A 14,867-nucleotide genomic window follows, 5' to 3' on the forward strand; every position below is an offset into this window, starting at 1 on the left:
TTTCATTAGACCACTACAGACAACCGCCTTAGTCGATACAGCCATAAAAAGCCTGACAACCTCCACCGTAACGGTGCAGGGCTGAAACATACCATTGCACCTACCGCCTCCTCTTAATCCGGTCAGTTGGCAGGAGTGTCACACTGCTGAAGAACGTCACACAAGGAGTGGACATGCTTCAAAGCAAAGTATTCAAGTATTCCCGCTGGGACATTGCATGCTGCCTGGTAATTCCTTTTCAGATCAGCGTGTACGCTTTACTCGCCTACTACTATCAAAGCATGTCGCTGCTCGCCCTGCTCGGCATGATCCCCGTTCTGTTTGCCTTGTCCCTGCAAAACGCCGGGGCCAACCATAACCATTACCACACGCCGTTCTTTCGTATCCGGTGGATGAATACACTGACGCGAATGGGCTTTTCTGCGACGGAAGCGCCCAAAACGCCCTATAACATCGGCCACGGCATTCATCACGCAACGCACCAGTCATGAAATGACAAATCAATCCTGGCCGTTCTCGGACTGAAGCGTTCAATCGCCCAACAACTGATCAGCTTCGGCCTGTTCATTTTCGAATCGTTGGGCGTGAAGTACCTCACCTTGCTCGTCCTGCTGAAATACTGGCCCATCGAGCGCGTGGCGGTGCTGGCATCACCGGAAGATCCTGCGCTGACAGCCCGGGCGCTGAAGAAACTGCTGGAACCTGCAAAACTGAAGGCGGCGAAATACGACCTGACAGCATGGCTCCTGTTTCGCCTCGCGCTGTGCGTGGTTGACTGGCAGTTTTTCTTCTTTTACTTCATTCCCGTCACCTACCTCATCGATACCCTGAGACAAGGCGAGAACTACTTTCAACACTGGGGAGCAACGGACCCCAATGACCCGAAGCGCGATTCGGTGAGTTGCTACTCAACGCTCTACAACCTGCTGACGTTCAATCTGGGCTATCACCAGGAACATCACTACAAGCCCGGCCTGCATTGGCTAAAACTTCCGGAGCTCACCAAAGAGTTACCCAGCGACCGCCATACCGTGCCGTATTCGCATTACTTGAATTCGCCATTGATGTTTCCAGAACGTGCAAGCCAATTGAGGAAGGAGAACGTGGCAGACGTATCACCCTGAAACACTGCCGAGAAGAGAAGTTGCACTGCCGCCAACATCACCACGTTTTTTAGAGCCGTCAAATGGACAAACCAACTGCGCCCCATTTCAACACTTTTCTGGATGTTGTCCGGTATCGAGCAACGCATGACTCAGTCAATGCCGAGCGTCTGGCCTTTACTTACCTGGCTGACGGCGAGTCAGTCAGTGATAGTCTCACCTATGTTCAACTGGATCAAAAAGCACGTAGCCTGGCGGCTCACTTACAACTCCACACTCGACCTGGCGATCGGGTATTGCTGGTGTACCCACCGTGTATGGAATACACCATTGCCTTTTATGCCTGCATCTACGCTGGCGTTATTGCGGTTCCAGCACTGTCGCCGGCCAACGCCAAGACGTTGCCTCGCCTGCATCTGATTGCACAGGACTCACAGCCGGCACTTGCCTTGACGATGGATGCGGTTTTGACTGGGCTGCAACGCATAGTCACTGACGACAACACGCCCAACCTGCTCACGGACATCACCTGGCTGTCCAGCAACCTGCTCGTGGATGCCAGCGCCGACTGGCAATGCCCGCCGACCGTGGCGAGCGACATCGTATTTTTGCAGTACACATCAGGGTCGACCGGAGCGCCCAAAGGGGTGATGGTCAGCCACGCCAATCTGCTGGCCAATGTGGAACTGTCAAAACGGACCTACCGGGTACGCGAGCAGGATGTCTTCGTCTCCTGGCTGCCGCCCCATCACGATTTCGGGCTGATCGGTGCGATCATTCTTCCGGTCTACATGGCCAGCCATTGCGTGCAGTTCCCGCCTGCGGCATTTGTCATGCGCCCCTACCGTTGGTTGAAATTGATTTCAGACTACCGCGCACGCATCACCGGCGGCCCCAACTTCGCCTTCCAGCTTTGCGTCCAGCGCGTCACTGAAGAGCAAAAACAAAGCCTTGACCTTGGTTCACTGGAAATTGCGGTCAACGGGGCTGAGCGAATTCGTCCGGGCACTTTGAGGTCGTTTATAGAAGCGTTTTCCGGCTGTGGTTTAAAACCCCATGCCATGGTTCCCGCTTACGGCATGGCCGAGTCCGTACTGTTGGTGACGGCCAATACGCAGACCCCGATCGGGCAATTGCCGCGTATGCGCACTATCAGCAAAAGTGCACTGGAAAATGGCCAAGTCACGCCCGAACGGCATGCCGCCGACGCAGTGGAGTTGGTGGCCACGGGCACTGAACTCACAGGCGATCACCGGGTCGGGATTTTCCATCCGCAGCACGCGTTACGGCTCGCGGCGGAACAGGTGGGTGAAATATGGATCAGCGGTCCGTCAACCGCCCGCAGTTACTGGCGGCAAGAGGCTGAAAGCCAGGTTTTCAATGCCCGTGCAGAGGGCGATGAAACCCGCTGGTTCCGTACCGGGGACTTGGGCTTCGTCAATGACGGCGATCTCTATATTACTGGCCGCCTCAAGGAGGTGATGATCTTTAGTGGGCGAAATATTTACCCTCAGGACATCGAGATGACGGTCGAAGCCATCGACCCGGCATTTCGCGCCAATGGCTGCGCGGCCTTCTCCATCGAGAACGGCGAGGTCAGTCAACTGGTGGTCGTGCAGGAATTGGAGTCACGCCAACATGTTGAATTCGACAGCGTGATGCCCCGCCTGCGGGCCGAACTGGCAGATCGTCATGAAGTCTTCGATCTGGCGGCAGTGCTTCTGGTCAAGACGGGTACGCTCCCGAGAACTTCCAGCGGCGAGATTCAGCGGGCTCGCTGCAGAGATCTGTTCGAAACTGCATAGCTGAAGCCGATATGGTCATGGAGCCGGGAAGATGAAAGCCATCAGGCGGACACCCGGAGCAGCGCGCACCTTACAGAAATAGAGGCGCAGCTGTTATCCATTTGGCAAACGACACTGGATCGACAGGATATTTCCAGTACTGACAGTTTCTTCTTGCTGGGTGGCCATTCGTTGCTGGCCACACAGATGATGATGGAGGTTCGCAAGCGCTTCAATGTCGACCTGGCGCTCAGTGTGCTCTTCCATTCGCCGACACTCCACCAACTGGCAGCTGAAATCTCCAACGCACGGCCCCCATCTGGCCAATCTCTGCCAGCCATTGCCCGCGCGCCTCACCAAGTACCTATACCGCTGTCCTATGCACAGCAACGTTTCTGGTTTCTCGACCAGTACCAGCCCGACAACCCGTTCTATTCGGTGCCTCTGGCGCTGACCATCGACGGGCCGCTGGACGCAAAAATCGTCCAGCAGGTCGTGAACCTGCTGGTTATGCGCCACACGCCATTAAGAACCCTGTTCAAGCGCGAAGGCGGTGTGCTTCAGCAGCATATTCTGCCGGTACTTAAGGTCCCGGTAACTCATGTCGACTTCAGTCAATCGGGCGACCAGGCGGCCTGCGCAATTGCCGAGGCTATTCGCCAAGAGGCTTATCAACCGTTCAATCTGGCACAAGGCCCACTGATTCGCGCCCGCCTGTTGCAAAGTTCCCCACAGCGCCATGTCCTGCTGTTGACCTTGCATCACATCAGTTGCGATGGCTGGTCAAGCAATGTGCTGCAACATGAGTTCTCGGCCCTCTATGACGCGCTTGCGCACGACCAGCCTGCGGCGCTGCCTGCGTTGCCCTTCGATTACACTGATTACACGCTGTGGGAGCAGCAGCACATCGCTGGCCCATGGCTTGAGGAGAGACTGGCGTTCTGGCGCGCGTACTTGGCCAATGCTCCGACGTCACTGGATCTGCAGACTGATTTTCCACGCCATGAGAACACCCGTCAGGAAGGCGATGTGCGCACGATTCAGGTGCCGCAGGAATTGGTGCGACAACTCGAAACGTTTGCCCGCCTGAACAACGCCACAGTCTTCATGGTGATGGTGACTGCCATGAATGTCCTGTTGCAACGCATGACCGGACAAAGAGATCTGTGCATCGGCGTGATGTCGGCGAATCGCCCGGAAGGGACCGAGGGGTTGGTCGGAAATTTCATCAACGTAGTGCCTCTACACAGTCACATCAACGGGGACGAGGCGTTCAGCAACCTGTTGAAAACCACCTCCCGGCAATTACTAGCTGCCTATGACCAGCAGATTCCTTTCGAGCTGATCCTCAAGCATCTGGCGCCACCCAGACAGACCGGCGGTACGCCTTACGCTCAATTCGTGATGAACTTCCACAACGAAATAGCCGAACCCACGCCGCGGCCAGGGCTGCATGGAAGCAGTGGGATAAGCATGGTTGGCCATCACCCGAGTACTGTGAACCACGCAGCGTTCGAGTTAAAAATGGAGGTGCATTCAACGCCACGAAACCTGTCCATCGCGTTTGAGTACAACAAGGAACTGTACGCACCGTCGACCATCGACCGCGTGATGAATCACTTCCTCGTTCTGCTGACCGGTGCGACTGGCCAGCCCCAGGTGCCGGTCAGCACCCTGCCTCTGCTGCATGAGAACGAGCGACGACAGCTTACCAGTCTGTGGAACGACACCGATCGGGACTATCCGCTCGGGCAAACGCTTCATGGCTTGTTCGAGCAGCAGGTCGAACGCACGCCCGAGGCTATCGCGCTGGTCTTCGAGGCAGAGCAACTGAGCTACTCTCAACTCAATACACGGGCCAACCAGTTGGCCCACCGCCTGCTCGACTATGGCGTGGGGCTCGATTCACGAGTGGCTCTGTGCATCGAACGCAGCGCGCAGATGGTCATCGCGCTAATGGCCATTCTCAAGGCAGGCGGCGCCTACGTGCCGCTTGATCCCGGCTACCCCGCCGAGCGTCTGGCCTACATGCTCGATGACTCCAAACCTGACGTGCTGGTCTCTCAAGAGAGCGTGCGGGACTGTTTGCCAGAGCATTCAGTACCGACTCTATGGCTGGAGACCGAAGAGCAGGAGATCGCCGGATGCTCATCCCATAACCTGAAAATCGGCGATACCGATAGCTTGGCCTACTGTATTTATACCTCAGGTTCCACAGGCCGCCCGAAAGGCGTGATGAACGCTCATGGCGCTGTCGTCAATCGGCTGCAATGGATGCAAGAGCAGTACGACCTATCGAACCAGGACCGCGTATTGCAAAAGACGCCTTTCTCGTTCGATGTCTCGGTCTGGGAGTTCTTCTGGCCGCTGATCCAGGGCGCCCGGCTGGTGATCTGCAAACCCGAGGGGCACAAAGACCCGTCCTATCTATGGAACCTGATCGGCCAGCAGGGCGTGACAACCGCGCACTTCGTGCCTTCAATGTTGCAAGCCTTTCTCAAAACCGGGCCAGCACAACCCGCCGACTCACTACGTCACGTATTCAGCAGTGGTGAAGCACTCCCGGTGGCGGTGGCCAACGAGTTCCTGGAACGCTACCGGCACACGCGTCTGCACAACCTCTACGGACCGACCGAAGCGGCCGTGGACGTCTCTTATTGGGAATGCCAACCCGGTTATCGCCATCCCCTCGTACCGATTGGCCGCCCAGTGGCCAACACCCGTTTGTACATTCTGGACGAGACTCTGCAGCCAGCCGCTATCGGGGTCATCGGCGATCTTTATATCGCCGGGGTGCAGTTGGCCCGAGGCTACTTCGGGCGTCCCGATCTGACCGCAGAACGTTTTATTCCGGACCCGAACGACAACCACGGTGGCCGGATGTACCTCACCGGAGATCGTGGCCGTTATCTGCCATCAGGTGATATTCAATACCTGGGGCGTATCGATCATCAGATCAAGATCCGTGGTTTCCGCATCGAACTGGGCGAGATCGAGAATGCCTTGCTGCAGTGCCCGACGGTGCGTGAAGCCGTAGTTGTCCCCAAGGACGATGCGTTTGGTGGCCAATACCTTGTGGCCTACATTGCATCCAGTGTCAGCGAGCCGGACGCTGCGCAACTGCGTAAACAGCTCGGAAAAATACTGCCCGACTATATGCAGCCGAGCTTTTACGTTGTTCTTGCCGCGTTGCCACTGAGCGCCAACGGAAAGATCGATCGACAGGCGCTACCGCCCCACGAGCCAATTGCCCGGTCGCTCGCCCGGGATTATCTGGTGCCGACCACCGCAACCGAAAAAAGCCTGGTCAGCCTTTGGCAAGAGACGCTGAAGGTCCCCCGCGTTGGCATCAACGACAGCTTCTTCGAACTGGGCGGGCACTCCCTGCTGGCAACCCAGATTCTCGCCAGCGTCCAGCAGACCTTTTCGGTCAGCCTGCCGCTGAAGCGGCTATTCGAATCGTCATAAACGGCATCATGGCGATTACCCTGCAACTGTCGTTCAGCAAGCGTGGCAATGAGGTGCTTTTTGCCGCCCGCAAACACTTGTACGCGGGGATAACACTGGCTCTTTCGTGCGCATTGGTTGCCTTCACCACGGCGGAACAACCCTCCTACCTGGTCGCAGGTATCCTGCTGTTCGCCTGTGTGGTCATGACGTTTGGAGAGCTTTGGCAATGCGCGGGTGCGTGGGGTACCTCGTACTATTTGTCTCCAGCCGAAAATCGCGCTTATTACCTGAGCATCTATGCCTTGGGAGCCAACCTCATGACCGTGATTTTTCCGGGGATCCTGCCCATCGCTGTCGTCGAGGCAGGTTCAACCGGCTGGATAGGCCTTGCTGTTGTCTTCGCCCTGGCCGGTGTCGCAACTCCCCTTCTCGTCCGATCCGCGAATCGCAAGGGTGTTGCAGTCAGGTCTGAAAACATTAGCGTCCACAGCACCCAGGCCTGACAGAAACCGACACGTATCGATACTGTCGCCGAGAGCGCAAGGGTCCCCTCGGCATTGCCTGCACGGTATACCTGCAACGGAGAAATTGCTTAGCGTCGTACCTTATCGCCACAGGTATTAACGATTGTATGATCGGCACCATGTAGCAGATAAGCGACATTTTTCTTGATCCGGATGATGGCCTGTACGGTAGCTGAAAAATTTGCATCACCTTGGAATAAATGGTATCTATGCGCGAACTCAAGCTGTAACTGACGCTGTCTTCCAGAAAGGATTCTGTTTTTGAAAAAAACTCTACGGCACTTGATGCAATAGATCTAAAAATCCTGAGCATCATGCAGGCTAATTGCCTTACCACCACCTCAAAACTTGCGGAAGCTCTTTCCATGAGTGAGACACCGTGTTGGCGCCGTCTCAAACGCCTTGAAGACGAAGGGTTCATTGAAGGCTATCAAGCCATGTTGAACAAAGAAGCGCTGGGGTTTGAGGTCATTGCCTTCGTGCATCTATCCGTGGACTTACACACGGAAGAAGTTACTCGAAAACTGGAAGAAAAAATCATCCTGTGCCCCGAAGTAGTGGCGCTTTACAATGTGACAGGGGATTATGATTTCCTCGTGAAGATTGTTTGCAAAAGCATCGCCTTATATACCGTCTTCATTGAAAAGACCCTGCGAAAGATTCCATGCATCACACAAATAAAAACATCGATCACCTTGCGCGAAGTGTATGACTCGAAACGGGTCCCACTGTCCGCGTATCTCTGAAGATTTTCTGTACGGATGAATTAACCACACCTTCCATCATTTTGCCTGTCATCGTCGAAGGAGTTGATACGTTATGACCACACTGGATCACGCTTTTCACAGCCTGCATCAAAATGGACTGCTGGTCCTGGCGAATGTGGCCGACGCCGGCGGGGCGCGCATGGTGGAACATCTGGGCGGCAAAGCGGTGGCCACCAGCAGCGCGGCCATGGCTTGGTCTCATGGCTATCAGGATGGCAACAAGCTTCCTCTGGAGCTGCTGAGCACAACCATCCAATCGATGGTGCGCGTACTCAATGTGCCACTCACCGTGGATATCGAGAGCGGTTATTCGGATGAACTCGAGAAGGTTGGCCAAGTGATCAACGCCGTTGTCGGCGCCGGGGCGGTAGGCATCAACATCGAAGATGGCCTTGGCGCTCCAGAGCTACTGGTTCGAAAAATCGATGTCGCAAGACAGATGGCGCAACAGGCTGGAGTCGATCTGTTCATCAACGTGCGTTGCGATGTCTATTTGAAGAATCTTTTCGCCCCGGAACAACGCCTGGAAGAACTTCTGAAGCGGGCAGCACTGTATGCCGGTGCTGGCGCAGATGGCCTGTTTGCAGCAGGCGTGGTGGATTCCAATGAAATTGCGACCCTCTGTCAAAACACTCAACTGCCGGTCAACCTGCTTTCCAGAGACGGTCTGCCGTCTCCCGACGAACTCAAACGCCTGGGTGTCAGACGACTCAGCGCAGGCTCCAGCATTGCGGAATTCCTGTTCGGTGCCATGGGCGGATTGATCCGCAGTTTTCTGGACAACGGCCAACTGGATACCCACACCCTGAAAGCCCATACGTATGGCGAATTGAATGCTCTGATGGCATTGAAGGCAGTGTGATATTCGCATGAGACCCGTTTTGGGTCTCACATTGCGCTGACACAAAGGCATCAAGTACGCGCCGGAGCCTTGTGGCCCGGCTCTCTCGGTAAAGCGATGCCATGTATTAAATGTACAGATGATGGAGTTCGAGTTGCGTTCGAATATTGTTACGGGTAACCTTGGCGCGTTATTAGATAAAGCAAAACAAAGCTCGGAATTGACGTCATTACGCTAGGTGTAACAACACATCAGTAAGCCCCCTGCTGATGATGTTGACTGCCACACGATGGTTTGACTCCTTCCAATCGCCTTGCCTCGCTTTTAAGGATGAAGCTTCAATAAAAGGACTTAAGTGGACAGGTATCAAAAAAGTCTTGATTGACCGAGACAATCGCACCCCTTTCTCTGTACCTGCGGCAATCGGCACTCTGTTTGACAGCGATGCGGGTTCAAGGCCTGACCAGAAGCCCTGGTGTGTACACCTGTGTGTCAAGGGTGTGCTCTGATTGCCGTCGGGCTGGCGAGCTATTCGTTACTTATAATTAATAGAAAACGCTCAGCGCCCAAGTCCGGTCCTGAACAAGAGAGGCTGTTCGCGCCTTCGGCCATTCACTCATTTTGTATGAGTGCGGGATGTCCGCATGTAATGCACACTGCCATGTTTAATATTATCAACAGGACTGTCGATGTTACTCAGACACCGATTCTCGAAAGAGATCAAGGAACAGATCAAAGCGTTGTACATGTACGACAACTATCACGGCCTCTTCGCGCTATTACAGAATCTGTTCTGGATCAGCTTGGCAATTTACTTGGGCGAGTCCGCGCCCTGGCTGTTGCCACTGGCAATCCTGCTGATCGGCTCACGACAGCGGGCGCTGGCCACGCTACTCCACGAAGCCGCCCACGGTGCGCTATGTCGCAACAGAAGGCTGGAGAAATTTCTCGGCACCTGGTGTTCCGGGTATGTGATCTTTCAGGGATGGGTCAGCTACAAACGCTCTCATACTGTGGATCACCACCATAAACTCGGTGATCCGGACCGCGATCCCGACTATCAGTATTATCGGCAATCCGGGGTATTTGAAGCTCGATCGACGTTCAGGTTCGCCCTCGCGCATCTGATAAAGCCGATGCTGTTCATCAGCGCACCGGCAAGCCTGAAGTATCTGCTGGTCAATCGGCTGATTCGCAGTCCCAGCAAGCGGGAACTGCTTTCAGTGGTCGTGTGCCAAAGTCTGCTCGCACTGCTTTTGACGCTCGTGTCAGGCGTCAAGGGCTACCTGCTTTATTGGTTGCTGCCGTATTTGACAACTTTTCAGGCCTTGACCTGGTTCATCGAACTCGCCGAACATTACCCGATGATCGCCAAGGCCAACGTGGATCTGCAGGCCACCCGCAACCGCTTCAGCCATCCCGTCGAACATTTTTTCACGGCCATGCACGGAGAGAACTTTCATTTGATTCACCATCTCTTTCCTGCCATTCCGTACTGGAAACTCAAGAAAGCGCACCGCATATTGCTGGGCGATCCAGCTTATGCGGCAGTGAATGCGGGCTTTGGCGGGATCTTCACATCCTCGAATTTCGCCCCGTCAATGTAGGCCAACATCCTCTCGAACGACAAACCAGCGACAGGGAACGTCATCAATGCACTCTAATTTCAGCAAAGGCATTATCTTTGCGCTCTCCGCCGCCGCACTGAACGCAACCATTGGTGTGCTCAGCAAGGTACTCATGAGCAATGGCTTCACTTCCAGCAGCGTTGCCGTCATCAAAACGATACTGGGGTGCATCCTGCTCTCGATCGTGCTGCTTTTCCTCAAGCGTCCGACATCAGCAGCCAAATGGAGCCAGGCAGCGATCTGCGCGTTCCTTGGCATTTTCGTGCTGTTCCATTTTGAAACTTCCGCCTACCGATATTACGCTGCAGCGGGTGTTGTCGTCGTGCTTATGGCCAGTGCCTCAATCTCGTCGATCATTCTGGGACGTCTGTTACTGAAGGATGCCATCACTGCAAACGCAACCGTGGGCGCCACACTGGCCATCTCAGGGATTGCAGTGATCTTCGGCGCTGATTTGCAACAGGGTTTCACTCTGGAAGGCGCAGCGCTGGCCTCCATCGCAGGCTGTGGCTACGGAGCGTTTTCAGTTGCCATGAAAAAAATGGGCGTTTCAGGAGGCCTGCATTTCACTCGTCAACTGCTCTTCTTCGGCAGCCTGTACCTGCTGATGCCTGCCGCCGCCGATGGCTTCGTGATAGGCGAGCTGTCATCAATGACTATTGCCGCACTGCTGGCGCTGGCTGCGCTGCCGACCATCCTCGGCTTTTTCTGCACGACCAAGGCCATCGAATACCTCAAGCCATCCCAAGTGCAAGCGCTTGAACTCACCGAACCGCTATTTGCGGCACTGCTGGCATTTGTAGCCCTCAACGAAGTACCGCGCGAAAGCGTTTACCTGGGAGCGGCCCTGATCATCGTTGGTTTGTGTTTCTCCAACGAACTGATACGCCTGGGTCGCAAATCGCCGACGCAGGCGACTCATTAAGGCAGGCAGTGGCCTGGCAGTTGCGAGCACGCTGATTCCAGTACCCGACTTTATGCGTGAGGCTCCGTCAGTGACGGGGCTTTGCTATACCGCATAGAATCTGCCTGTTTAGCCAAGGTGCTTCCCTGAAATAGAGGGCACCCGCCCCCGCCAAGGTCGTGCCCGCTCCAGCTGTCCTGCCAGCGCCAGCAGCACGTGCTCTTCCCCAAACCGCCCAGCAAAATGCGCCCCCATCGGCAGCCCCGCCGTACTCCAAGAGAGCGGCACCGACATCGCCGGTTGCCCACTCGCGTTAAACAACGCTGCAAACGGTGAATACCGATGCGACCGCTCGATCATGTCCTCAAGGCTCAGGCTCATGTCCGGCACTACAAGCTCACCGATGCGCGCCGGCTCGCGTGTCAGCACGGGCGAAAGAATCACGTCGTAATCCTGCATGAACGTCGCCAGTTGGCGGCCTAGGGCGTGTATCCATTCGACGGCGGCGGTGTATTGCGCGCCGCTGACGCTGCCTTTGTCGCGCAGGATGATGCGTGTGCGCGCTTCCAGTTCGGCGTCCTGCACGTCAAAGCCGCGCATGCGGCCGAGCATATCGACGTGGTTGCGGGTGTTGGCGCCGATGATGGTGAAGACATGGTCGAGGAATTCTGGCAACGCCACTGGCAGGCTGACCGGTTGGACCCGGTGCCCGAGTGATTCGCACAACTGCGCGGCTTCACGCACGGCGGCCAGGCTTTCGACAGAGGCTGGCCAAGTACCTGATTGCTCGATCAACGCGATGCGCAGGGCTCCTGGGTCACGCTGAACGGCGCTGGCATAAGACAGGCTTTGAACAGGCCCTGCGTAAGGTGCGCCAAGGTCCATGCCCGCCGTGGCGTCCAGCAGGGCAGCGCTATCGCGTACGGTCATGGTGATGGCGTGCGAGGTGCTCAGCCCTGCCCAGCCCTCGCCTACCATCGGCCCTGAAGGCATCAGTCCGCGGCTGGGCTTGAAACCGAAGACGCCGCAGCAGGATGCAGGCACCCTCAACGAACCACCGCCGTCGTTGCCGTGAGCGAAGGGCACCACCCGTGCAGCCACAAGTGCAGCAGCTCCGCCACTTGAACCACCGGCGCTATTCTCGAGGCTCCAGGGGTTACGGGTCGCGCCGAAGCGTGTGGACTCTGTGGAATAGGACGTACCGAATTCCGGTGCGGTGGTCGTCCCGGCAATGACACAACCGGCACGTCTCAGGCGACTGACCACTTCGCTGTCGAAAGTGGCACGGAACTCGCCCATGGCCAGAGAGCCGTTGCTCATCACCGCGCTATTGACCGGTGTAAACAGGTCCTTGATCAACATGGGTACGCCAGCGAAAACGCCCTGGCTTTTTACGGCGTCCAGCGCAGCGCTGCGCGCCGATTCATACAGTCGTTCGGCGACGGCATTGAGCTGCGGTTCGACGTGCTCGATGCGCAGAATTACCGCCTCCAGCAAATCGATCGGCTGGACCTCGCCGCGCCTGACCCGTTCGGCCAGGCCGGTAGCGTCTTCCTCGTTCAACAACGTCTGAATGTCTGTCATGCGAAGGTTCCTGATGGTCTGAATCCGGGCTGAAAACAGGATCGCCAATCTGGCAATCGCTCTAGAAACTGTGGCCTACGCGTAATGCTACGGTGTAACCCTGCGGACGGTTACGCGCGCCGAACTCCTTGTAGAGGTGAAACCACGCCGCCGGCATGCCGGGCGTGAAGTAGCTGATCGCGGGACCGGCTGCGATGACCCGGGAGCGGTTACCCGTTTCCAGCGCAGGCGCATCGTCATCGGAGAGCTGCCGGTAGTAGAACCCGCCCAGCCCCAGCGTGAACGGGCCTGCATGCTGGCCCACGGCAAACTCGTGTCGGTATTCGACGCCGCTCTTGTAGTCGGTCGCGGGATTGCGGGTGTTGATGTCAGTCTGAAAGCTGCTGGACACTTCGAAACCGCTGTCGGTGATGTAGGTCGTGTTGACGGTGGGAGACAACGTCCAGTGATTTACTCCCGGCGAGATCAGACGATTCTTGTCGTAGTCACCGGTCGGTGCCTGAATCTGCATCCGTGCGTTCACGAACAGGCTGGGAGAAAGATCCCATTGCAGTATGAGCGGCGTCACTGAAATGTCGGCCATCCTGAACGGATCCGCCTGCAGGTCCAGCGGGCCGCCGGGGGTCTGGACCCGGACAGAGGTATCCATCTGGAAGAAAGGTACTGCCACGCTGTAGCCATAGCGTGCGCCCAGCAGTCTGTAATCGGTCATGCGAAAGTACGCAACGCCGATGGACAGAACGTCCAGCGAAAAATTGTTGCCCATCGATCGACCATGCCGGTCTTTCTGCACGTTGGCCGAATAGAACGCCACGCGCACGCCCAGCGTACCCACGGGTGTCGACGCGGGCAGTATGCCAGCACCGAAATCGTAAACACCGAAGGATGTCGTAGGTGCGCCGTTTTCAGTGGCCTGAACCGTGGCACCAAGGCTCATCAGGCCGAGCGTCAAGAAGGTGAAGCGTTTGATATTGGAATTATTGTTATGACTCATCGCATGCCCCTGACCACGAAGGTGGTGGGGCCATGCTATTCAGTCATGCGTGTTGCCGTTATCCGTTTTCAGCAAAGATGCGTACGCTGCACCGTCTGCGACGGTGTTTCCCCGAACAGTGTCCGGTAGTCACTGGGAAAACGGCTCAGGTGCCAGAAGCCCCAGCGCGCAGCGATTGTCTGCACGAGCTCGGTCCGGGGGCTTTCGCGCAACTCGCGCCTCGCTGCGTTGAGGCGCAACGTACGCAGAAACGCCACAGGGTTGATGCCCAGCGTCTCTTGAAAGCAGTATTGGAGTTTGCGGCGGCTGGTGCCGATGTGGTTGCACACATCCAGAATCGACAACGGCTCGTCCAGATGCGCCAAGGTGTAATCACGAGCCCGGTCTACCATCCTCTTGCGCGCCGTGGGATTGAGAGGCGGCACCTGGTCAGGCGTCACCAGCTCGAGCACCTGCAACATCACGGCATCGCGAATGCCCTGCCGGATCGAAGCGTACTCGAGCTTCTGCAGGCACGCTTGTTCACCATTCAACAGATTATCGAACAGCGCAGCGAACCTCGTTCGGACCGTCGGATCGGTCAAACGGTAACACTTGAGAAGATCGGTAATTTCAAAACGACTGCCCTGACGCTCCAGCGCGTTAGCCAAAGCACCCTCTTCAATAATCACCCCCAGTGCATCCAGCTGCGGCGGCGTGCTCAACTCCGGAAGGTTGTCGCCGTGCGCGACTATCATGCTGGACGCCGGAAGCACATGCCCTGCGCAGAAAGCTGGACCGTTAGCACTCAAGGGCAACGCAAAAACAATCGCCCCTTTCCAGGCTACGCCACTCTTGTTCAAGGCCTGATTAGAGCGGTCGCGGACCAGCTGCAACCAGTCGGACCGAAACTCCGTCAGTTCGCCCTCAAAGCTGCCGGGCGTCAGTTGATCGTAACGAACCTGCCATCCGCCCAGGTTGCGCCCGTGCTCGTCGATGTCGCGGGTTTGAAAGCGCTGCAGATGAGGCGTTGGTACGGTCTTGTTCGAAGCAGCGTTTATCGCCAGATTGCTGTTATTCATCGGCCTTGCCCTTTGATACGTTTCAAGGTCACGAGGTCAAGTGAACGCAAGTTTCATTCCGATGAAAAGCACTTCGACGGATTTGTGCCGAAAACGGCTAATCCTCGTTGAAGGCGTCAGCAGGACTTCCAGCCTGGCTGTTTGCCCTCTCTGCGCTTTTCCTGGAAGTGCCTCGGGCATTACAACAGCCAGGATAATCGCTCATGGGACGGGCGGACGTCGCACTT

General features: G+C 56.4%; 12 protein-coding genes. 9 read left to right on the forward strand and 3 right to left on the reverse strand.

What is annotated here, in order from left to right; translation table 11 throughout:
* Nucleotides 1-173: 173 nt before the first annotated feature.
* From MME58_RS21535 to MME58_RS21575, 9 genes are all read left to right on the forward strand, one after another.
* Nucleotides 174-491, forward strand: a complete 318-nt coding sequence (locus tag MME58_RS21535; protein WP_233590933.1) for a hypothetical protein — start codon at nucleotides 174-176, stop codon at nucleotides 489-491.
* A gap of 93 nt (nucleotides 492-584) precedes the next feature.
* Nucleotides 585-1,124 carry a fatty acid desaturase gene (locus MME58_RS21540; protein ID WP_233590934.1) on the forward strand — a complete coding sequence of 180 codons (540 nt, stop codon included), beginning with the start codon at nucleotides 585-587 and terminating at the stop codon, nucleotides 1,122-1,124.
* Between the two features lie 62 nt (nucleotides 1,125-1,186).
* On the forward strand, nucleotides 1,187-2,908 hold the full coding sequence (locus MME58_RS21545; protein WP_055006700.1) for a fatty acyl-AMP ligase: 1,722 nt from the start codon (nucleotides 1,187-1,189) through the stop codon (nucleotides 2,906-2,908).
* 99 nt (nucleotides 2,909-3,007) lie between these two features.
* On the forward strand, nucleotides 3,008-6,355 hold the full coding sequence (locus tag MME58_RS21550; protein ID WP_267898491.1) for a non-ribosomal peptide synthetase: 3,348 nt from the start codon (nucleotides 3,008-3,010) through the stop codon (nucleotides 6,353-6,355).
* A gap of 8 nt (nucleotides 6,356-6,363) precedes the next feature.
* The gene (locus MME58_RS21555) at nucleotides 6,364-6,840 is read left to right on the forward strand and encodes a hypothetical protein (protein ID WP_233590935.1); all 477 of its coding nucleotides are present in this window, start codon (nucleotides 6,364-6,366) and stop codon (nucleotides 6,838-6,840) included.
* 311 nt (nucleotides 6,841-7,151) lie between these two features.
* Nucleotides 7,152-7,607: an Lrp/AsnC family transcriptional regulator gene (locus MME58_RS21560; protein ID WP_259641624.1), complete on the forward strand. Its 456-nt coding sequence runs from the start codon at nucleotides 7,152-7,154 to the stop codon at nucleotides 7,605-7,607.
* A gap of 73 nt (nucleotides 7,608-7,680) precedes the next feature.
* Complete coding sequence (locus MME58_RS21565) at nucleotides 7,681-8,490, forward strand: isocitrate lyase/PEP mutase family protein (RefSeq protein WP_054988755.1); 810 nt, start codon at nucleotides 7,681-7,683, stop codon at nucleotides 8,488-8,490.
* 668 nt (nucleotides 8,491-9,158) lie between these two features.
* Nucleotides 9,159-10,076: a guanitoxin biosynthesis L-arginine gamma (S) hydroxylase gene (gene gntB, locus MME58_RS21570; RefSeq protein ID WP_055006698.1), complete on the forward strand. Its 918-nt coding sequence runs from the start codon at nucleotides 9,159-9,161 to the stop codon at nucleotides 10,074-10,076.
* Nucleotides 10,077-10,122: 46 nt separating this feature from the next.
* Nucleotides 10,123-11,022 carry a DMT family transporter gene (locus tag MME58_RS21575; protein ID WP_055006697.1) on the forward strand — a complete coding sequence of 300 codons (900 nt, stop codon included), beginning with the start codon at nucleotides 10,123-10,125 and terminating at the stop codon, nucleotides 11,020-11,022.
* A gap of 108 nt (nucleotides 11,023-11,130) precedes the next feature.
* Here the strand turns inward: MME58_RS21575 and MME58_RS21580 are convergent, their stop codons facing one another.
* From MME58_RS21580 to MME58_RS21590, 3 genes are all read right to left on the reverse strand, one after another.
* Nucleotides 11,131-12,585 carry an amidase gene (locus MME58_RS21580; RefSeq protein WP_055006696.1) on the reverse strand — a complete coding sequence of 485 codons (1,455 nt, stop codon included), beginning with the start codon at nucleotides 12,583-12,585 and terminating at the stop codon, nucleotides 11,131-11,133.
* A gap of 61 nt (nucleotides 12,586-12,646) precedes the next feature.
* The gene (locus tag MME58_RS21585) at nucleotides 12,647-13,579 is read right to left on the reverse strand and encodes a SphA family protein (RefSeq protein WP_055006695.1); all 933 of its coding nucleotides are present in this window, start codon (nucleotides 13,577-13,579) and stop codon (nucleotides 12,647-12,649) included.
* Between the two features lie 68 nt (nucleotides 13,580-13,647).
* Nucleotides 13,648-14,640: a helix-turn-helix domain-containing protein gene (locus MME58_RS21590; RefSeq protein WP_055006694.1), complete on the reverse strand. Its 993-nt coding sequence runs from the start codon at nucleotides 14,638-14,640 to the stop codon at nucleotides 13,648-13,650.
* Nucleotides 14,641-14,867: the final 227 nt, after the last annotated feature.

It is taken from the genome of Pseudomonas syringae pv. tagetis (genome assembly GCF_022557255.1).
Classification (GTDB): Bacteria; Pseudomonadota; Gammaproteobacteria; order Pseudomonadales; family Pseudomonadaceae; genus Aquipseudomonas; species Aquipseudomonas caricapapayae.

Bases quoted from the DNA above. Each gene is read 5' to 3' on its own strand.
- MME58_RS21585 (WP_055006695.1), bottom strand. From the start codon at position 13,579: ATGAGTCATAACAATAATTCCAATATCAAACGCTTCACCTTCTTGACG.
- MME58_RS21590 (WP_055006694.1), bottom strand. From the start codon at position 14,640: ATGAATAACAGCAATCTGGCGATAAACGCTGCTTCGAACAAGACCGTA.
- MME58_RS21555 (WP_233590935.1), top strand. From the start codon at position 6,364: ATGGCGATTACCCTGCAACTGTCGTTCAGCAAGCGTGGCAATGAGGTG.
- MME58_RS21565 (WP_054988755.1), top strand. From the start codon at position 7,681: ATGACCACACTGGATCACGCTTTTCACAGCCTGCATCAAAATGGACTG.
- MME58_RS21575 (WP_055006697.1), top strand. From the start codon at position 10,123: ATGCACTCTAATTTCAGCAAAGGCATTATCTTTGCGCTCTCCGCCGCC.
- MME58_RS21535 (WP_233590933.1), top strand. From the start codon at position 174: ATGCTTCAAAGCAAAGTATTCAAGTATTCCCGCTGGGACATTGCATGC.
- MME58_RS21580 (WP_055006696.1), bottom strand. From the start codon at position 12,585: ATGACAGACATTCAGACGTTGTTGAACGAGGAAGACGCTACCGGCCTG.
- gntB (WP_055006698.1), top strand. From the start codon at position 9,159: ATGTTACTCAGACACCGATTCTCGAAAGAGATCAAGGAACAGATCAAA.
- MME58_RS21545 (WP_055006700.1), top strand. From the start codon at position 1,187: ATGGACAAACCAACTGCGCCCCATTTCAACACTTTTCTGGATGTTGTC.